The organism is Winogradskyella damuponensis, assembly GCF_039538385.1.
Taxonomy (GTDB): Bacteria; Bacteroidota; Bacteroidia; order Flavobacteriales; family Flavobacteriaceae; genus Winogradskyella; species Winogradskyella damuponensis.
Genome location: NZ_BAABCB010000005.1, coordinates 137251 through 157205 on the forward strand (window position 1 = coordinate 137251; position 19955 = coordinate 157205).

General features: G+C 32.1%; 16 protein-coding genes and 1 other RNA gene. 10 read left to right on the plus strand and 7 right to left on the minus strand.

Features of this window, described 5'->3' with window-relative positions; translation table 11 throughout:
- Positions 1–59: 59 nt before the first annotated feature.
- Positions 60–2291: a catalase/peroxidase HPI gene (katG, locus tag ABD730_RS03260; protein WP_344712536.1), complete on the minus strand. Its 2232-nt coding sequence runs from the start codon at positions 2289–2291 to the stop codon at positions 60–62.
- 212 nt (positions 2292–2503) lie between these two features.
- Between katG and ABD730_RS03265 the strand changes: the two genes are divergently transcribed.
- Positions 2504–2746, plus strand: coding sequence for a putative signal transducing protein (locus tag ABD730_RS03265; protein WP_215924874.1), 243 nt, complete (start codon positions 2504–2506; stop codon positions 2744–2746).
- Positions 2747–2906: 160 nt separating this feature from the next.
- Here ABD730_RS03265 and ABD730_RS03270 read toward each other — a convergent pair whose 3' ends face one another.
- On the minus strand, positions 2907–4532 hold the full coding sequence (locus ABD730_RS03270) for an ABC-F family ATP-binding cassette domain-containing protein (protein WP_344712538.1): 1626 nt from the start codon (positions 4530–4532) through the stop codon (positions 2907–2909).
- Positions 4533–4885: 353 nt separating this feature from the next.
- On the opposite strand from ABD730_RS03270, the gene ABD730_RS03275 reads away from it, so the two are divergent.
- Positions 4886–6346 (plus strand): TlpA family protein disulfide reductase, encoded by a 1461-nt coding sequence (locus ABD730_RS03275; protein WP_215924876.1) that lies wholly within the window; start codon positions 4886–4888, stop codon positions 6344–6346.
- An 18-nt stretch (positions 6347–6364) separates the two neighbouring features.
- Here the strand turns inward: ABD730_RS03275 and fsa are convergent, their stop codons facing one another.
- The 3 genes from fsa to ffs all read right to left on the minus strand — a co-directional run bounded on the left by fsa (position 6365) and on the right by ffs (position 8179).
- The gene (gene fsa, locus ABD730_RS03280) at positions 6365–7018 is read right to left on the minus strand and encodes a fructose-6-phosphate aldolase (RefSeq protein WP_215924877.1); all 654 of its coding nucleotides are present in this window, start codon (positions 7016–7018) and stop codon (positions 6365–6367) included.
- 114 nt (positions 7019–7132) lie between these two features.
- Positions 7133–7936: an SDR family oxidoreductase gene (locus tag ABD730_RS03285; RefSeq protein WP_334469592.1), complete on the minus strand. Its 804-nt coding sequence runs from the start codon at positions 7934–7936 to the stop codon at positions 7133–7135.
- Positions 7937–8080: 144 nt separating this feature from the next.
- An RNA gene (gene ffs, locus ABD730_RS03290) (signal recognition particle sRNA small type) lies at positions 8081–8179 on the minus strand.
- 88 nt (positions 8180–8267) lie between these two features.
- On the opposite strand from ffs, the gene ABD730_RS03295 reads away from it, so the two are divergent.
- From ABD730_RS03295 to ABD730_RS03320, 6 genes are all read left to right on the plus strand, one after another.
- Positions 8268–9296 (plus strand): glutaminyl-peptide cyclotransferase, encoded by a 1029-nt coding sequence (locus ABD730_RS03295; RefSeq protein WP_344712542.1) that lies wholly within the window; start codon positions 8268–8270, stop codon positions 9294–9296.
- Positions 9297–9385: 89 nt separating this feature from the next.
- Positions 9386–10186, plus strand: a complete 801-nt coding sequence (locus tag ABD730_RS03300) for a carboxypeptidase-like regulatory domain-containing protein (protein ID WP_334469588.1) — start codon at positions 9386–9388, stop codon at positions 10184–10186.
- A gap of 25 nt (positions 10187–10211) precedes the next feature.
- A complete protein-coding gene (locus tag ABD730_RS03305) occupies positions 10212–10601 on the plus strand; it encodes an acyl-CoA thioesterase (protein ID WP_344712544.1) in 390 nt (129 codons plus the stop codon).
- A gap of 79 nt (positions 10602–10680) precedes the next feature.
- A complete protein-coding gene (locus tag ABD730_RS03310; protein ID WP_344712546.1) occupies positions 10681–11445 on the plus strand; it encodes a peptidase associated/transthyretin-like domain-containing protein in 765 nt (254 codons plus the stop codon).
- A gap of 84 nt (positions 11446–11529) precedes the next feature.
- Positions 11530–13119, plus strand: coding sequence for a right-handed parallel beta-helix repeat-containing protein (locus ABD730_RS03315; RefSeq protein ID WP_344712548.1), 1590 nt, complete (start codon positions 11530–11532; stop codon positions 13117–13119).
- Positions 13120–13349: 230 nt separating this feature from the next.
- Positions 13350–13979, plus strand: coding sequence for a hypothetical protein (locus ABD730_RS03320; RefSeq protein ID WP_344712550.1), 630 nt, complete (start codon positions 13350–13352; stop codon positions 13977–13979).
- 93 nt (positions 13980–14072) lie between these two features.
- Here the strand turns inward: ABD730_RS03320 and glyA are convergent, their stop codons facing one another.
- A complete protein-coding gene (glyA, locus tag ABD730_RS03325) occupies positions 14073–15347 on the minus strand; it encodes a serine hydroxymethyltransferase (RefSeq protein WP_215924882.1) in 1275 nt (424 codons plus the stop codon).
- A 110-nt stretch (positions 15348–15457) separates the two neighbouring features.
- Between glyA and fahA the strand changes: the two genes are divergently transcribed.
- Positions 15458–16750 carry a fumarylacetoacetase gene (fahA, locus tag ABD730_RS03330; RefSeq protein ID WP_215924883.1) on the plus strand — a complete coding sequence of 431 codons (1293 nt, stop codon included), beginning with the start codon at positions 15458–15460 and terminating at the stop codon, positions 16748–16750.
- Positions 16751–16856: 106 nt separating this feature from the next.
- Here the strand turns inward: fahA and ABD730_RS03335 are convergent, their stop codons facing one another.
- Entirely contained in the window at positions 16857–18539 is a 1683-nt protein-coding gene (locus tag ABD730_RS03335; protein WP_344712552.1) for an RluA family pseudouridine synthase, read from the minus strand.
- A 105-nt stretch (positions 18540–18644) separates the two neighbouring features.
- Between ABD730_RS03335 and ABD730_RS03340 the strand changes: the two genes are divergently transcribed.
- Complete coding sequence (locus tag ABD730_RS03340; RefSeq protein WP_344712554.1) at positions 18645–19829, plus strand: hypothetical protein; 1185 nt, start codon at positions 18645–18647, stop codon at positions 19827–19829.
- Positions 19830–19955 lie beyond the last annotated feature (126 nt).

Below are 19955 nucleotides of genomic sequence, written 5' to 3' on the forward strand. Positions count from 1 at the left end.
ATAAAAAGGAATAAGTTTTTAAGCTCACTCCTCTTTATATATTATATGAATTCCTTTAATTATTTTAAGTCAAAACGGTCTAAATTCATCACTTTAGTCCAAGCCGCAACAAAATCTTTAACAAAGCGTTCTTGACCATCGTTAGCTCCGTACACTTCTGCAATTGCTCTTAATTCGGTATTAGACCCAAAAATTAAATCGGCTCGCGTCCCTTTAAAGGTCACGTCTCCTGTTTTACGGTTACGGCCTTCAAAATAGCGATCGTCTTCTGAAGTAGCTTTCCATGTGTAGGTAAAATCAAGTATGTTTTTAAAGAAGTCGTTAGTTAAACTGCCAACAGTATCTGTAAACACACCGTAATGAGAACCATCATAATTAGCTCCTAACACACGTAAACCACCAACTAAAACGGTTAATTCGGGTACAGAAAGTGTTAATAAATTTGCTTTATCTACTAATAAATCTTCTGCTGCAATTTTTAAGTCGCCTTTTATGTAATTTCTAAAGCCATCTGCTAATGGCTCTAAATAGCCAAACTGTTCTACATCTGTTTGCTCTTGTGTGGCATCTCCTCTACCTTGTGTAAAAGCAACAGTATGATTATAACCTGCATTTTTCAATCCTTTTTCTACACCAACATTTCCAGCTAAAACAATAAGGTCTGCCATAGAAACGTCTCCGCTAAATGCATTCTGAATACCTTCTAAAACGGCTAATACTTTATGTAATTCTGCTGGATTATTTACTTCCCAACTGCGTTGTGGTTCTAATCGAATACGAGAACCATTAGCACCACCTCTATTGTCTGAACCTCTAAAAGTTGAGGCAGAAGCCCAAGCAGTAGTAACAAGTTGAGCAATAGTTAATCCTGAATCTGAAACCATACCTTTTAGTGTTTCAATATCGGTATCACTTAGCGTATAGTTTACTGTAGGAATGGGGTCTTGCCATAATAGTTCTTCTTTGGGCACTTCAGGCCCCAAATAACGTGATGTTGGTCCTAAATCACGGTGTGTTAATTTGTACCAAGCACGGGCAAAGGCATCTTCAAAGGCTTTATGATCGGTATGAAAACGTTTAGAAATCTCTAAATAAATAGGGTCGACTTTTAGTGCAATATCTGCTGTAGTCATCATTAAACTTTGTCTACCATTGGCATCACCTGCTTTTGGTGCCATTCGCGCATTAGACGCTGCTGTTGGTTTCCATTGGTGAGCGCCTGCCGGACTCTGAGTTAATTCCCAATCATAATTTAATAAGACATCAAAATACTCATTATCCCAACGCGTCGGATTTGGTGTCCATGCTCCTTCTATACCACTTGTAATGGTATCATCTAAAACACCTGTACCAAATGAATTTTTCCACCCTGTACTCATCTCTTCAATTGGTGCACCATGTGGTTCTTTTCCAACGTATGTATTAGGATCTGCTGCACCATGTGCTTTTCCAAAGGTATGTCCACCAGCAACAAGCGCTACAGTTTCCTCATCATTCATAGCCATTCTACCAAAAGTTTCTCTTACATCACGTGCAGAGCCCATAGGATCCGGATGTCCATTAGGCCCTTCTGGGTTTACATAAATCCATCCCATCATTACCGCTGCTAACGGATCTTCTAAATCGCCTTCTTTATATCTATCCTCGTTTGCTCCCCATTCGGTTTCACTTCCCCAATAAATATCCTGTTCTGGTTCCCAGACATCTTCTCGCCCACCTGCATAACCAAAGGTTGGGAACCCCATAGATTCTAAAGCACAGTTTCCTGCAAGAATCATTAAATCTGCCCAAGAAATCTTATTCCCATATTTTTGTTTAATAGGCCATAATAACAAACGGGCCTTATCTAAGTTTCCATTATCTGGCCAACTATTTATAGGAGCAAAACGTTGGTTTCCAGATCCTGCACCTCCACGACCATCACCTACTCTGTAGGTTCCTGCACTATGCCAAGCCATACGTATCATTAAGCCTCCATAATGACCATAATCTGCAGGCCACCAATCTTGTGAATCGGTCATTAAATCAGTAACATCTTTTTTAAGCGCGTCAAAATCTAAACTATTAAACGCTTCAGCATAATCAAAATCCTCTCCCATAGGATTAGACTTCGTTGCATGTTGACGTAAAATATTAAGTTTTAATTCGTTTGGCCACCAGTCTCGGTTTTTAACTCCACCTCCAGCTGTGTGTTTTACTGTACCGCTTAAATAAGGACATTTAGCAGCGCTTTCATTAATATCAAAATTCTTCCCTTGAGGAGCATCGTTTTCGTGAGGATTCTTTTCCATGTATTACAATTTTTATGTGTTTAATTTTTTATAAAGTTATGCATTAATGCGCTTTAGGCTTAAGTTACGCATTTTTTTAATTAATTTTTCAATAGCTAAAAACTATTCAAAAACAAAATATTATAGCCAACACAAATAAAATTATGATTTATTTAGTAAATAATCTCAAAAAAAAAATCGTAACTTTTCTATATGAATTAATACCTATAATTATGAGCACTACAGAATATACAAAAGTTTACTACGGTAATTTTATTTTAGTTACACGAGTTAAAGACGAATTGGAAGCCTCTGGCATAATACCAATCATAAAAGATGAAGGAGAATCGCAACGTTTAGCAGGTTATGCATCAATGAATCAAGGCTTTCAAGAAGTTTTTGTCCATAATGATGAATTAGATAAAGCTATGGCGATTATTAATAGAGTAAAAGCAGAAATGGAAGCTGCTTCATAATGATAAGAAACGCTCTCCCATGAATAGAATGTACAACCTAAAATACTTAGTCTGGTTTTTAAAACCTTGACTTAGTATGAATAGATACTTCGAGTTAAAACAAAAAAAATGCTGATATTAAAAAATATCAGCATTTTTATTTTAAAGAAATAAGATGCTATTAAGCCGTTACATTATACATCTTTTCGCGTTGTTCTTTTATCTTATTATCACTCATGTACTCATCAAACGTCATATAACGATCAATAACTCCACTTGGTGTTAATTCTATAATTCTATTACCAACGGTTTGCGCAAACTCGTGATCATGTGTTGTTAATAAAATGGTGCCTTTAAAGTTTTTTAACGAATTGTTAAACGCTGTAATACTCTCTAAATCTAAGTGGTTGGTTGGCTCGTCTAACATTAATACATTAGCTCTCATCATCATCATACGGCTAAGCATACAACGTACTTTTTCACCTCCAGATAAAACATCTGATGTTTTTAGAGCTTCTTCACCACTAAAAATCATTTTCCCAAGGAATCCTCTAATATTCACTTCCTCTCGCTCCTCTTCTGTTTGTGCCCACTGACGTAACCAATCGACCAAAGTCAATTTATTATTAAAAAATTCGCTATTATCTAATGGCAAATACGATTGTGTGGTAGTAACTCCCCAATCAAATTTTCCAGAATCCGCTTGTTCATTACCATTAAGTATTTGATAAAAAGCTGTTGTTGCTCTAGAATCTTTAGAATACACAACAACTTTATCTCCTTTATTTAAGTTGATATCAATATTATTAAATAAAACCTCATTTTCTATACTAGCAGATAAGCCTTGAACATTCAAAATCTGATCTCCAGCTTCACGATCGCGTTCAAAAATGATAGCAGGATAACGACGACTAGAACGTTTAATTTCTGATATATTTAATTTATCAATCATTTTCTTTCTACTCGTTGCTTGCTTAGATTTAGCTACGTTAGCAGAGAAACGACGAATAAAATCTTCTAATTCTTTCTTCTTTTCTTCAGCCTTTTTATTTTGCTGTGCATGTTGTCTTGCTGCTAATTGAGACGACTCGTACCAAAACGTATAGTTACCAGAGAAATGGTTAATCTTCCCAAAATCGATATCCGAAATATGTGTACAAACAGAATCTAAAAAGTGTCTATCGTGAGAAACCACAATCACACAGTTATCATAATTAGCCAAGAAATTCTCTAACCACGAAATTGTTTCATAATCCAAATCGTTGGTAGGCTCATCCATAATTAACAAATCTGGATTACCAAATAAAGCTTGTGCTAATAATACACGTACTTTTTGCTTTCCATCTAAATCTTTCATTAAGGTATAATGGTATTCTTCCTTAATTCCTAAGTTAGACAACATAGCTGCAGCATCACTGTCTGCATTCCAACCATTCATTTCTTCAAACTGCACTTGAAGCTCACCTATTTTTTCAGCATTTTCATCCGTATAATCAGCATAAAGAGCATCTAGCTGAGATTTCAATTCATATAAAGGTTTGTTTCCCTTTAAGATGGTTTCTAAAACCGTGTCTTCATCATGCTTATTGTGATTCTGCTCTAAAACAGACATACGCTTACCTGGCTCTAAATGAACACTTCCTGAAGTCGGATCCATTTTTCCTGCTATAATCTTTAAAAAAGTAGATTTTCCGGCACCATTGGCACCAATAATACCATAGCAATTACCATTATTAAATGTGGTGCTTACTTCATCAAAAAGTACGCGTTTTCCGAATTGAACTGATAGATTAGAAACTGATAACATATTTTAAAACTTTATTGTATTTGCCTTAAGCTTAACTAAGACCAAATTTTGAGAGTGCAAAAGTAGAAAATTTAAGCCAAACTCAACCATATAACTATATTATCAATTTTAAAAAATCATAAAATTTTATATTTTTAAACACTTCCAAATCTTTTTTCCTATCCAAAACAAAAAAATAAAAACCTAATATGACTTATAACTCTATAGAAGGAACAATAATTATTAATAAAAGCATTATTTTATCACCTGTAAACGAAATAAATACACACTTAACAATATTTAACGAGGTCTTAACAAGAGTTCAGTAATGCATCACATACTTTTGTTATACTAATCTTTTATAAAAAAATCTTATGCTAATCCGACGTATAGTTATTGCTATTACTTTGTTATCTACTGTTTTTGGATGTCATTTCAAAGGAAATAACACGAGCGATTATGCATACCTAGGTGGAGAAATTATTAATCCAAAGAACAATAGTGTCACCTTATATAATACAGAGGGTAAAATATTAGACTCTATCACTTTAGACACCAATAATAGATTTATTTACAAGGTAGATAATCTAGAACCAGGATTGTATTCTATTACACATGGTGGAGAATATCAAATGTTATTGTTAGAGTCTAATGATAGTATTATGTTTCGACTAAATACATATGATTTTGATGAATCTTTAGTATTTACAGGAAAAGGAGCTAAAAAGAACAACTATCTTATTAAAACTTACTTATCTAACGAAAAAGAAGCTAAACAGTTAGTTAAGTACTCTAAAATGGAACCCGAAGCTTTTAATGATTTTGTTGAAAAAAGACGTAACTCTCAACTGGATGAATTTCATCAATTCTTAATGCAAAACGAAGAATCTGAGTTCTTTAAGTCCATTATTGAAGCTAATATTAATTATAATGCTTATGCAGATAAAGAGATTTACCCTTTTGCATACTTTGGTAATAATAAGTTAATTCATATTAAAGACTTACCTAAAGACTTTTTTGAACACAGAAACCATATCGATTATAACGCTAGCCACTTAAGCCGTTTCTTTGCCTATAACCGTTTTTTATCTTCACATATAGAAAATTTAGCTACACATACCTATTACAAACACAATGCTTTTCACAGCAAATTTAATAGGCATACTATGGACTATAATATGTCTAAACTCGATTTAATTGATAGTATTATTACTAATGAAACGATTAAGAACAATCTTTTAAAGTATAAAGCTATAGATTATATCAGTCATAATCATACTGAAATTGAAGCGAATAAATTTTTAGATTATTATTTAACAAAAAGTACTAATGATGAAGATCAACGTTACATGAAAGACTTGGTATCATCATTAAAGCGCTTACGTCAAGGTAATCCTCTACCAAATATAGCACTTGTTAATTATAACGATACAGAACATTTAATTACTTCTATAATAAACAAACCAACCATTATTTATTTTTGGACTTCTAACTCTAAATCACAATATAGAAATAGTCATTTTATGGTAGATAAGTTAAAATCTAATTTTCCACAAATGGATTTTATTTCTATTAATGTCAATGATAATGACGATAAATTCTGGAAAAAAATCATTAATAACTATAGCTTCCCTACAATAAATGAGTTTAAGTTTAAAAATTCTAAACTAGCACGTAAAACTCTAGCTGTAAACTACTTAAATAAGGCTATCATTGTAGATGAGAACGCCATGATTTTACATCCAAATGCCAATATTTTTAGCTCTGATTTTAAAGAAACACTTGAAGAATTATTACAAAAAAAGCATCTTATTGTTAAACAAGATGCTCTTTAATATGGGGTAAAATTAATTTTAATTTCCTTTCTTATAATCTGCTAAGAACTTTTCTAAACCGATGTCTGTTAAAGGGTGTTTTAATAATCCAGTAATAGAACTTAAAGGTCCTGTCATAACATCTGCACCTAATTTAGCACAATCTATCACATGCATTGTATGACGTACAGAAGCAGCTAATATTTGCGTTTCAAAACTGTAGTTATCGTAGATATGACGAATTTCAGCAATAAGATTTAAACCATCTGTAGAAATATCATCTAAACGGCCAATAAACGGAGACACATAAGTTGCTCCTGCTTTTGCTGCCAATAATGCCTGACCTGGTGAAAATACCAAAGTAACATTAGTTTTAATTCCTCTATCAGAAAAATATTTACAAGCCTTAATACCATCTTTAATCATTGGTAACTTAATAACAATCTGATCGTGTAATTCTGCTAAAGCTTCACCTTCTCTAACCATACCATCAAAATCTGTAGAAATAACTTCTGCAGAAACATCTCCATCTACAATATTACAGATGTCAACATAATGTTTTAAAATATTGTTTGTCCCTGTAATGCCTTCTTTAGCCATTAGTGATGGGTTTGTGGTAACACCATCTAAAATTCCCATATCTTGAGCTTCTTTAATCTGCTCTAAGTTTGCTGTATCAATAAAAAATTTCATAAAAACTTGTTTTGAATTGTTGTGTTTTTGATTGTCGCGAATTTACGACTTTAAGCCTCATTTAAAGAAATGATTTTATAGAATATATTAACAATAGCCATTACCAACTACGGTCTACAATTTATAATGATTCATCAATAACTTTTCATAAACTTTATCTGGAAGTATTCGTTTTAAAACAATAGAAAATTTCTGCATAAAAGCACCAACCTTATAATGGATTTTTGGATGTTTAGTTTCAATGATTTTATAAATAGCTTCTGCCATTTGCTTAGGGTCACTTCCACTATCTACATGGTCATCCATCATACGCAACGTATCTCCATACGTGGCTTTATAAGGTGAATTTTCTAAAACAGGAGCATGATAACGACCTGCAGCTATATTAGTTGCAAAATCTCCAGGCGCCACATTAGTCATATTAATATTAAAACCTTTTAATTCCATTCTAAAAGCTTCAGTAATTAATTCGAGAGCCCCTTTGCTTGCACTATATACACCTCTATATGGTAAACCCATATAACCAGCAATAGATGTTACATTAATTATTAAACCAGAATTATGCTGGCGCATGGTAGGTAAAACCGCTTTAATGACATTAATTGGACCAAATAAATTGGTTTCAAAATTGCGCTTAATTTCTGCATCAGGAATTTCTTCAATAGGTCCTGTAATTCCCGCTCCTGCATTATTTAAAAGCACATCTATTTTAGATTCTTGCTTTAAAACCTCAGTAATACATTTAGAAATTGTTTCGGCTTTAGTAACATCTAAAGCTACAATTGGAAATTTACTATTAGGATACCTATTAGGATTCCTACTTGTACCATAAACTTTAAACCCTTTGGCTTGAAGAAATTCACCAACAGATTTTCCTATTCCAGAAGAACCACCTGTTATTAATACAACTTTAGACATACTGTTTTATATATTATAATATCGAAAATACAAATTATGAAATTAGTAGCGCTTTTAATAAGACACTAACCTCGATTAGAACCTCTATAAACTGAAAAAATCTCGATTCGCCAAGGCGTTCAAGATTTGAGTTTAGGGTACAAAAAAAGGCAAGCTACCTACATCACACCGCTACGACCATTTACCTTTGCTGCGTTCCCGCCCTGGAGGGTTCAACAGGAGCTGGTTGTGTAGGACTTGCCAGGTGCAAAGATACAATCTTTAATTACTTTCGCAATGATTTTTAAACTGAATTTTATTTAATAACTTGCTAAAAAATTAAACAGACCTTATGCAACTTTATAAATATTTCATTCTCTTATATTTAAGTCTAATAGTAACTAATTGTGGTAACACAAACACAGCAAAACAATCTAGCTTATCTATTAATACGACCGTAAAATCTTTAATGCTTGGCGATACGTTAAAATTATCCATAAATAATCCAAAACAATTAGAAATCAGCAATATTAGCTATAAAATTAACGGAAAGGCTGTTGATAATAATTCGGTTTTAAATAAAATTACGCTCGGCGAAAAAATTATAACTGCAACAATAACTGTTGGTGAAAAGACTGAAACTCTTAAAAAATCTATTAAAGTCTTTAATAATATTATTCCAACTATTTATACTTATGAAATTGTAAACACCTACCCTCACGATATAACATCTTATACTCAAGGTTTAGAGTTTTACAATGGCGAATTGTATGAAAGCACAGGTCAGAAAAGAAAATCTAAACTTAGAAAAGTAAATTTTGAAACTGGTGAAGTTCTAAAAAACATCAATTTAGAAGATCAATATTTTGGAGAAGGTTTAACCATTCTTAACGATAAAATCTATCAGCTTACTTGGCAAGCCAAAAGAGGCTTTGTTTACGATGTAAATACCTTTGAAAAATTAAAAACTTTTAATTACGGAACGAGTAAAGAAGGTTGGGGAATTTGTAACGATGGAAAAACATTATTTAAATCTGATGGTACAGAGAAAATTTACTTTTTAAATCCTGATAACTTAACTGAGGAAGGTCATCTTGAAGTTTATACCGAAAAAGGAAAAATTCCAAGTTTAAACGAACTTGAATGGATTAATGGCAAAATATATGCAAATATTTACCAACGTAATGGTGTGGTAATTATCAATCCTAACACAGGAGGTGTTGAAGGAGTTATAGATTTTAAACCTTTAAGAAAACTCGTAACTCAACATCCTGAATTAGACGTTCTAAACGGTATTGCTTACCACCCAGAACGTGAAACCATTTTTGTAACAGGGAAAAATTGGGACAAACTTTTTGAGGTTAAAATAAAAAAACAATAAACTTTACTCACTGAAAAGTGTAAGTCACTCATTCATCTTTTTATTAAACCTATAACTTTTGGTTCTTTGATATAACAATCAAACTAACCATGAGAAAAGTTATAACCATCAACATTCCAAAACCTTGCCATAAAGATTGGAATAAAATGACTCCAACACACCAAGGGCGTCATTGCTCTGCTTGCCAAAAAACAGTTATAGATTTCACAAAACAAACCGACGAACAAATTATTAAAACTTTAGAATCTCATGGCCATCTTTGTGGTCGCTTTAAAACTCAACAAATCAATAGAGACCTTGTTATAGCTCGAAAAGACAAAAACAATTATAGATCTTGGTTTGCCTCTGGCCTATTTGCTTTTTTTGCATTTGGAACTCAAGAGATTTACACTCAAATTGCTTCAAAAACCATTCAAACAGATAGCATACTAAAACCCATCGTAAAAGGAAAAGTAGCAACTTCTATTTTAAATGAGCATATATATACGGGTTCGGTTACAACAGCTATAGACGGTTTGCCGCTTCCTGGTGCCACTGTAATTCTAAAAAGAACGAAACATCAAGTTTATACCAATTTTGACGGCATTTTTTCATTGAAGGCAAAGCCAGGCGACACACTTGAATTTAAGTATTTTGGTATGTTTACTCAAAACCTTATTTTAAGTACTAAAAATAACATTACAATAGCATTGAAAGACGATGAGTGTAATAAAAATTATGTAATAGCTGGTTATGTCTCTTATAATTATAAAAGCAATACTAAGTGTAAAAGACAAAAGAGAAAACTAAAACGTCTAGCTAAGCAAGAAGCCATAAAAAATGGTGAACAAAAAAGAACTGCTGTAGGTAAATTATTTTACGGAATTAAAAGGTTATTTATTAAGAAATAATATCTTTAAGCATCAAAAATTGAAGATGCAAATATTTGAAAAAACCATAACCGTTTCAGAAGAAGATATCGACGATCTTAACCACGTAAATAACGTGCGTTATGTACAATGGGTTCAAGATATTGCTAAAGAACATTGGCTTGCCTATGCTACAAAAGATATACTAGAAGCGTATTCTTGGTTTTTAGTTAATCATTATATAGAGTATAAAAGTCCGGCACTATTAGGAGATCAACTTTTACTAAAAACATATGTTTCAGAAGTCGCAGGTGTTAGCACCATAAGACATGTAGAAATTATCAATATTAACACCAAAAAACTCATTGTAAAATCCAAAGCAAAATGGTGTTTAATGGATTCTAAAACACAACGTCCTACACGTTTAACACAAGAAATTGCCGAGCTTTTTGATTAATATTTAGGTTAAAGTTTTTTTAAAACACAGATTTCTTTCAACTTAATCACTTTTCTTTAACGCATCAATCAACTCAACCATGCGTCATCTTAGTATTTTAATCCTATTGCTATGCTTACCATTAGCTCTAAAAGCTCAAGTTTTAAGAGGAAAAGTCTATAACAGTAAAAACACAATTGAAAACATTAAAGTCTTTAACGACACCCAAAACCGTTTAACAGCAACAGATAAAAATGGAGATTTTACTATTAACGCCAAAGTAAATGATACCATTTTGTTTGAATCTCTATTCTACCATCCAAAAGTTGTTATACTTAAAGACATTCACTTTGAAGACATTGCTGTTTTTGAGCTCAAAGAAATACTAACTGAACTGGACGAAGTAGAGATTAAAGCAGAACCTGAGCAACCCGTTTTTAAAGAAGAAACCTACAATACAGACCTTCAAAACATCATTAAAGAAGACATTAAAAACAATCCTCATCTTTACGCCCCTTCAGGAGCAAATTATGGTGTAGATTTTGTTTATCTCATTAAAACAGTAGCAAAACTCTTCAAAAAAAGCAAAGGAAAAGATCCTACTTACCAACCTATTACATATACGCAAATGGACTCTTTATTTGAAAAAAGTTCATTCTTCAATAAGCATTTAATAACAGAAAATTTAAAAATTCCTGAAGACAAAGTTTATCTATTTTATGATTTTTGTGAAGCAAAATATATCAGTTCCGAATTACTAAAAGAAGAAAATAAGATGCAATTATTAGAAGAATTGGTTTTAAATAGTCAGCTTTTTTTAATATTATTAGAACAGTATGGACAAGAGAATCTAACTAAAGATTAAATGAAACAATTATAATTCTACAATTTCATAATAAATCCTAACTTCAAAAGTTATATTTTTAAGCCTTAATTATATTTATTACTTATGAAGCGATTGCTATCATTTTTTCTCTGTTTCGGAATTTTAATTTTTTGGAGTTCTTGTCGTAACGATTTTGAATTTACTCCAAGCAAAGGACAACTAGAGTTTGCAAAAGACACCATTTATTTAGATACTGTTTTTACAAATATAGGTTCTAGCACTTATAATTTAAAAGTATATAATCGTAGTGATGAAGATATCGTAATTCCAACGATACAACTTGAGAATGGCGAAAATTCATTATACAGAATGAATGTCGATGGTTCTACGGGCTTACAAAATGATACACAAATTGGTAAATTCTTTGAAAATGTTGAATTATTAGCCAACGATAGTTTATATATTTTTATTGAAACAACTATAGATATTGCAAATCCAGACCTGGGAGCTTTAGAAAACCAATTTTTATACACAGACCGTATTCTATTTGATTCTGGTAGTAATCAACAAGATATAGATGTTGTTACTTTAGTTAAAGATGCCGTTTTTATTTATCCTAATAGAACACCAATTGATGATGATGACAATTATATTATTGAAACCCTAACCTTTGATGTCGATGGAGATGGCACACCAGACGAAACCACACTACAAGGTCGCTTTTTAGAAGATAGCGAGCTCACCTTTACTAATGAAAAACCTTACGTTGTTTATGGCTATGCAGGTGTTGGCGCTGGTAAAACCTTAACTATGGAAGCTGGTGCACGCGTTCACTTTCATGCCGATTCTGGAATTATTATCACCAACGAAGGCACTTTAAATATAAATGGAGCACTTAGCACAGATCAAGATCTTTTAGAAAACGAAGTAATTTTAGAAGGTGATCGTTTAGAACCACTTTACGAAGATATTCCCGGACAATGGGGAACTATTTGGTTGTACAACGGCAGTAAAAATAATACCATTAACTACGCAACCATTAAAAACGCAACTATTGGGATTATAGCCGATGGTAACCAAGACGCACCAAACGATAAATTAACCATTACTAATTCACAAATATATAATGTTAGCAGTTTTGGAATTAGAGGAACAGCAACGTCTATAACTGCAGAAAACCTAGTGATTAATAATAGCGGACAATCCGCTTTTGCTGGTACCTATGGCGGAAAATATAACTTTACACATTGCACTATTGCTAATTATTGGGATACCAGTTACAGAGAATTTCCAGCGCTACTTTTAAATGATTTTATTGTAGATGAAAACAATACCTTATTTACTAACGATTTAACAGAAGCTAACTTTAACAACTGTATTATCTACGGAAATGATAATCCTGAATTTTTATTAGAAAATGAGGGCAGCGTATTTAATTACAAATTCACAAACTGTTTACTAAGGTTTGACAACGATAATCTTGAAGGCACAGGAAATTACAACTTTAATAACACTTTATTTTATGTAGACAATGTCTTTAACCAAGATCCTGATTTTAAAGATCCTTTTGAAAACAGGATGCAAATTGGTTCAGATTCAAAAGCTAAAGGAATTGGTAGTTCTGATTTTTCTGTATCAAATGATATTCTTGGATCACCAAGATCTGGAGCAATAGATGCTGGTGCTTATAATTTTTCAACTTTTGAAGATTAAATCACTATTGATTTTATTGAAGTCTAATAAATTATTGAAACCTTAAAACCTCCTTGAGGGGACTTTGGGGCTATAAACAATAATGGTGCGTACAATTTTTATTGTAAACTGTATTATCGTTTTTAACTTATTTCTGTTACTTTAAAAACAATTAGTTTTTAGTTTAAAAAAGTTAGCTTTGGAATCATTTTTGATGCATTTAATACGTAAAATATTAAATCTCAAAAGTCATGATTTCAAAAAAATTACACTCCCTTTTAATTCTTTTCCTTTTAGTAATTAGTTCACCTAATTTAAAAGCTCAAAATTTAGAACTTATCAATACAAGTCTTCAGTTATTGAATAGTGTTAATAGCAATTGTAACTGTGACTGCATACATACCCTAGATATTAATCACCCTTTCTTTGAAGGTAAAATCACCTTAAAGGATAGTACTGTTTTGGTAGGAAAAATAAGCGTTAATCAATATTATCAAAATAGATTAATTACGATTTTCAATAATAATGATCAGTATGAACCAATTGACAACGAAATAATTAAAGACGTAAATTTACGTCACGATGAAAATCAAATAACTAAAGAAACAAAATTTCAAAATATAAGTGAAGACAATAGACTATATAGATTAGTTCATCAAAAAGATTCTAACATCAGTGTCTATGACTCTTCTGATAATCCGCAAGAGAATTCTTTAGTTGGAAAAGTTTATGTTAAAGAAAATAACAGTATAACTGATACTTGGAACTTCTGGACTTCAGGCCCAAAAAAGGATTTAATAAATTATCTGAACGATAGAGATGGAACAAATTATAAGCGACGAGATTTTAAAGCATTAGATGATTTATTTGCAATGCTATAAGTTTTACATTTTACTCAATTTAACAAAAAAGCCTTTCAAACTAAATTGAAAGGCTTTTTAAATATAAATTTCAACCTGAACGGTTTTTAATTTTTAAGCATTAAATAACGCACGTCCGCCCATTAATGCATTTACTTTTTCAGCAACACCTGCTAAAACCGTTTCATTATCGTGATTAGTTAACACTTCATCAATTAAATCAACAACATAAGCCATATCCGTTTCTTTTAATCCTCGTGTTGTAATTGCTGGTGTTCCTACTCTAATACCAGAGGTAACAAAAGGAGATTCTGTATCAAAAGGCACCATGTTTTTATTCACTGTAATATCTGCTTTTACTAAAGCATTTTCAGCATCTTTACCCGTAATATTTTTATTTCTAAGATCTATTAACATCATGTGGTTATCTGTTCCTCCTGAAATTAAATTGTAATCTTTAGCAACAAATGCTTTAGCCATAGCATCGGCATTATGTTTAACTTGTAACATATAATGCATAAACTCATCAGTTAATGCTTCACCAAAAGCAATTGCTTTAGCTGCTATAATGTGCTCTAATGGTCCACCTTGGTTTCCTGGAAACACACCAGAATCTAATAAGCCTGACATTTTACGAAGTTTACCACTCTTTAAGGTAATACCAAATGGGTTATCAATATTTTCACCCATCATAATCATTCCCCCTCTTGGGCCTCTCAGTGTTTTATGTGTTGTAGTTGTTACCACGTGACAATGCGGCATTGGGTCGTTAAGAATACCTTTAGCAATCAAACCTGCAGGATGTGAAATATCGGCTAATAAAACAGCACCAACACTATCGGCAACTTCTCTAAACTTCGCAAAGTCAATATCACGAGAATACGCAGAAGCACCAGCTATGATTAATTTTGGCTGTTCTTTTTGGGCCTGGTCTGCCAACATATCATAATCTATACGACCTGTATCTTTCTTTACACCATAAAATGTAGGGCGGTATAATTTTCCTGAAAAGTTCACAGGCGAACCATGTGTTAAATGGCCTCCATGAGATAAATCAAAACCTAAAATTGTATCACCTGGTTTTAAACAAGCATGAAAAACAGCTGTGTTTGCCTGACTTCCAGAATGCGGCTGTACATTAGCATAAGCAGCACCAAACAATGTTTTTGCTCTGTCTATTGCTATAGTTTCAACCTCATCAACCACCTCGCAACCACCATAATAGCGTTTACCAGGATAACCTTCAGCATATTTATTAGTTAACACAGAACCAGCAGCTTCCATTACTTGGTCACTGACAAAATTCTCTGATGCTATTAATTCAATACCATCGAGTTGGCGTTCTTTTTCGGCTTTAATGAGTTCAAAAATTTGTTCGTCGCGTTGCATATATAATGAGTTTGTTAAATCGATACAAAAATAGTGAATACATTAGTTTAAATATCAAAAATTATGTAGGTTTGAATGAAATTAATGAACATTTAATCAACAATTATACTATGCCATTATCAGCCAATAATCCAGATCGCACCTCATGGTTACATGTCGGTAAAAACTCAGATTTTCCAATTCAGAATATTCCTTTTGGTGTTTTCTTAACTAGAGACGACATTATAACTATAGGAACACGTATTGGAGATACAGCTATTGATCTTGGCGCTTTACATCAACTAGGTTATTTTGAAGGCATTCCATTAACCGATGATATTTTTCTTCAAGATACATTAAATGACTTTATAGCAGATGGTAGAAAAACTTGGCGTTTGGTTAGAAATAGAATCGCTGAGATTTTTGATGCTGAAAATGATACTTTAAAAAACAACGTACCTCATAAAGAAACTATTTTATTTCGTTTAGATGAAATTGAAATGCAACTACCTATACAAGTAGGTGATTTTACAGATTTTTATGCTAGTAAAGAACACGCTACTAATGTAGGCACAATGTTTAGAGGCGAAGAAAATGCTTTAATGCCTAATTGGCTACACTTACCTGTAGGTTATCACGGTAGAAGTTCTTCTATTATTCCATCAGGAATTCCTATTCACCGTCCGCAAGGACAAACACTACCTGCTGGCTCTGACACTCCTGTTTTTGGACCGAGTAAATTGGTAGATTTTGAATTAGAAATGGCCTTTATTACTACAGATGCAAACGATTTAGGAGAACCTATTCCTATTGATGAAGCTGAAGAATATATTTTTGGATTGGTTTTATTGAATGATTGGTCTGCTCGTGATATTCAAAAATGGGAATATGTACCTTTAGGCCCATTTTTAGCTAAAAACTTTGCTTCCTCTATTTCACCTTGGATTGTAACATTGGATGCTTTGGAACCTTTTAGAGTAGAAAGCCCAAAACCTGTAAAACCACAATTACCTTATTTACAATATAAAGGTAAAAAGAGTTACGATATTAATTTAGAAATGTCAATTCAGCCTAAAGGCTCTAAGGAAACTACAGTTTGTAAATCTAATTTTAAATATATGTATTGGAATATGGTACAACAATTAGCACATCATACTGTTAATGGCTGTCCTGTAAATTCTGGCGATATGATGGGAAGTGGAACCATTTCTGGTCCAACACCAGATTCTTACGGTTCTATGTTAGAGCTTACTTGGAGAGGTGAAAAACCATTAAAAATGAAAGATGGCACTGAACGTAAATTTATTAATGATAACGATACTGTTATAATGAGAGGTTATTGTGAAAATGATGACATCCGTATTGGTTTTGGACAAGTAAAAACACAATTATTACCTGTATTTAATCCTAAGAAAAAGAAATAAACGAAACGCTCATAAATAGAAAAAGAAGACTAAAGTTAATTACTTTGGTCTTTTTTTTGTTTTAAAGTTAAAGACTAAAACAACACAATTAAACCTCTTCTCAAGACTAAAAAGGAGCTTTACAAGTAAAACTAACCCACGCTTTCTTTACAGGATGCTCAAAACTTAACGTTTCTGCATGAAGGTGTAGACGGTCTGAAATAGTGCCATATAAATCATCGCCAACAATTGGCGTATTTAAGCCTTTATGATGTGCTGCATGTACTCTTAATTGATGCGTTCTTCCTGAGATTGGATAAAAGTGAATTCTAGTTTTATTTCCCTCAATAGCAATAACCTCATAATTTGTAATTGCTTTTTTTCCATGTTCATAGCAAACCAATTGCCTTGGTCTATTATTCAAATCTACACGAAGAGGTATATTAATAGTACCTTTAGTTGCTTCTAGAACTCCATCTAATAAAGCAACATAACGTTTTTTTACTTTACGCTCAATAAATTGCTTTTGAAGTTTTTTGTGAGTTCTTTCATTTTTTGCCACCAATAACAATCCGGACGTTGACATATCTAAACGATGTAATAATAATGGTCCTGTTGCTTTTGGTAAATATGTTTGCATTCTAGTTAAAACAGAATCTTTAATCGTTTTTCCTGGCACTGATAAAAACTCGTGAGGTTTGTTAAGGACTAAAAGAAAATCATCCTCATAAATAATTTCTAATTCCCCTTTAAAAACACCAGCTAAAGCTATAGGATTGGGTTCTACATCTAAACCTTGCATCATATGACCTAAAATAGGCTCACACCTCCCACGACAAGAGGGATAAAACTGACCATGTTTCCGAACCTCTGCTGTTGGAGATATTCCCCAATAAAATTCGGCCATAGCTATTGGTTTCAAATCATTCTGATAAGCATACTGAAATAATTTAGGAGCTGCACATTCTCCTGCTGCAGCTGGCGGTTTTCCTAAATCTGTTTTTTTAAAAATATCAATTAAGTTTTGGGTTTCTCCATTGGCATTTAAAAATTGATAGTGCTCATGGATTTGCTTTTGCAAACTTGCTGATAATGTTTTTCTTTCAAGTTTTAAACGTTCAATAGGTTGAATTAATTCTGCCAATAAATCTTCAGCTTTTTTAAGTTCAGCTTCAAGATTTAACTTTATATATTTTAAATCAATATTACTTTGAATACTTTGCTGCTTTAAGCGTTCTAAAAATACACTTTTCTCTAAGTCATTAAGAGTTTGCTCTGCTTCTACTCTAAGCTGTTTGCGTTTTTGTTTTTCAGCTTTAGCATTCCTTTTAAAGTCTTCAAGCTTTTGGATATTTTTTAGCTTAGTTTGTTTTAAGTTTTTTTCGGCTTTTTCTAATTCCGGATTTTGTTGTAATGCTTCAATCTTAGCCGTTAAAAGATTCAAATAAGCTTCATTTTGTTTATAAAATCCGTCTTTATTTAATGTATCATAAATTGGAGGTACAAATCCTTTCAAATAATTGCTTTCTGCTAATTTTCCTGAAAATGCCGTGATGTAACCTAATTGTCCGTCTTTAGTTTCAACAATCATTACACCAAACATTTTTCCAATTTTTAGACCTTTTTTCGTCTCATCTAATCCAAAGTTATGTTCAAAATCTGACTGAGAAGACAAATACGTTTTTACCTCATCTGCAGCTTTAATAGAAAGAACATGTGGTGTATAATAAAACGGAAAAGTAAACTGTTTTGGCAATATTTCCGAATATGATTTTAGAGGATGAAAACAACCGTTTTCCGTATAAAACATAAGACTTTCAATTAATTTACAAAGAAACGAAAATATAAGTAGTCAACATACAAAAAAAAAGTTTGGCATCATAATTGGATTTTATAACCAATAAAATACAAGATTATGAAACGATTTTTACTTTTAACAGTCCTTGTTTCGGTACTAGCATCTTGTAGTGCCAAAAAACAAATTGAAAGCGCAATTAGCAACGGAAATTACGACGAAGCAATCTCTGAAGCTTTAAGAAAACTTGAAAACAACAAAGATAAAAACCGTAAGCAAGACTATATTGTAATGCTTGAAGAGGCCTACTATAAAGTTTTAGATGAAGATTTAAATGACTTGGCTCACTTAAAGAAAGACGGTAATCCAGAACAATTTAAAATCATCTACAATATCTATTTAGATTTAGAGGAAAGACAAAATGCGATTAAACGTGTATTACCTTTAAAAATAAACGGCAAAACATTAGACTTAGATTTTAACGACTACAGTTCTGAAATTGTAGATTACAGATATAAAACTTCGGATTATTTATTAAGTCAAGGAATTACGTTACTGGATTCTGGCGATAAGTTTAATGCGAGAAAAGCATATAGTATATTTAGTTATATAGAAGAAATAAATCCAAATTTTGAAGACACAAGAAATCTAATTAATGAAGCACACTTAAAAGGAATGGATTATGTACATGTGTCTATCCAAAATCAAACACATCAAATAATTCCACAACAATTAGAAGCCGAATTACTTGATTTTAACACATATGGACTGAATCAATTTTGGACAACTTATCACGCAAATGCTAATAATTCTATAGATTATGATTTTGCGATGCAATTACAATTAAAGCAAATTAATGTTTCACCAGAGCGTATTAGTGAGCGTCAAATATTAAGACAAAAACAAATCGTTGATGGTTGGGAATACCAATTAGACAGAAACGGAAATGTAAAAAAAGATAGTCTTGGTAATGACATTAAGATTGATAAAATCATAACTGTAAAAGCTAGGTTTACTGAAGTTTTACAAACTAAATCTACACAAGTAATTGCCGATGTTGTTTATACAGATTTAAAACAAAATCAAACAATTGATACCTTTTCTATAGATAGCGGATTTATATTTGAAAATATTTTTGGAATATATAAAGGAGACAAAAGAGCTTTAGTTAAAGACGACCTAAATCTTTTAAACCAAAGACAACTTCATTTTCCAAGTGATGAACAAATGGTTTTTGATTCGGGTGAAGATTTAAAACTTAAACTAAAAGAGATAATAGGCTCATATCACATTAGAAGAAGTTAAAGCCATAGCATTTATAATTATAAAAACTCTTACTTAGGTAGGAGTTTTTTCTTTATAACTGTTTTAGTAATAGAATCAATTTTACCAATAAATTGAGATAAAGATCTTAACGTAACGCAACCGTTG

Excerpts from the sequence above, each read along its gene's own strand:
- katG (WP_344712536.1), bottom strand. The coding sequence starts at position 2,291 with ATGGAAAAGAATCCTCACGAAAACGATGCTCCTCAAGGGAAGAATTTT.
- ABD730_RS03265 (WP_215924874.1), top strand. The coding sequence starts at position 2,504 with ATGAGCACTACAGAATATACAAAAGTTTACTACGGTAATTTTATTTTA.
- ABD730_RS03270 (WP_344712538.1), bottom strand. The coding sequence starts at position 4,532 with ATGTTATCAGTTTCTAATCTATCAGTTCAATTCGGAAAACGCGTACTT.
- ABD730_RS03275 (WP_215924876.1), top strand. The coding sequence starts at position 4,886 with ATGCTAATCCGACGTATAGTTATTGCTATTACTTTGTTATCTACTGTT.
- fsa (WP_215924877.1), bottom strand. The coding sequence starts at position 7,018 with ATGAAATTTTTTATTGATACAGCAAACTTAGAGCAGATTAAAGAAGCT.
- ABD730_RS03285 (WP_334469592.1), bottom strand. The coding sequence starts at position 7,936 with ATGTCTAAAGTTGTATTAATAACAGGTGGTTCTTCTGGAATAGGAAAA.
- ABD730_RS03295 (WP_344712542.1), top strand. The coding sequence starts at position 8,268 with ATGCAACTTTATAAATATTTCATTCTCTTATATTTAAGTCTAATAGTA.
- ABD730_RS03300 (WP_334469588.1), top strand. The coding sequence starts at position 9,386 with ATGAGAAAAGTTATAACCATCAACATTCCAAAACCTTGCCATAAAGAT.
- ABD730_RS03305 (WP_344712544.1), top strand. The coding sequence starts at position 10,212 with ATGCAAATATTTGAAAAAACCATAACCGTTTCAGAAGAAGATATCGAC.
- ABD730_RS03310 (WP_344712546.1), top strand. The coding sequence starts at position 10,681 with ATGCGTCATCTTAGTATTTTAATCCTATTGCTATGCTTACCATTAGCT.
- ABD730_RS03315 (WP_344712548.1), top strand. The coding sequence starts at position 11,530 with ATGAAGCGATTGCTATCATTTTTTCTCTGTTTCGGAATTTTAATTTTT.
- ABD730_RS03320 (WP_344712550.1), top strand. The coding sequence starts at position 13,350 with ATGATTTCAAAAAAATTACACTCCCTTTTAATTCTTTTCCTTTTAGTA.
- glyA (WP_215924882.1), bottom strand. The coding sequence starts at position 15,347 with ATGCAACGCGACGAACAAATTTTTGAACTCATTAAAGCCGAAAAAGAA.
- fahA (WP_215924883.1), top strand. The coding sequence starts at position 15,458 with ATGCCATTATCAGCCAATAATCCAGATCGCACCTCATGGTTACATGTC.
- ABD730_RS03335 (WP_344712552.1), bottom strand. The coding sequence starts at position 18,539 with ATGTTTTATACGGAAAACGGTTGTTTTCATCCTCTAAAATCATATTCG.
- ABD730_RS03340 (WP_344712554.1), top strand. The coding sequence starts at position 18,645 with ATGAAACGATTTTTACTTTTAACAGTCCTTGTTTCGGTACTAGCATCT.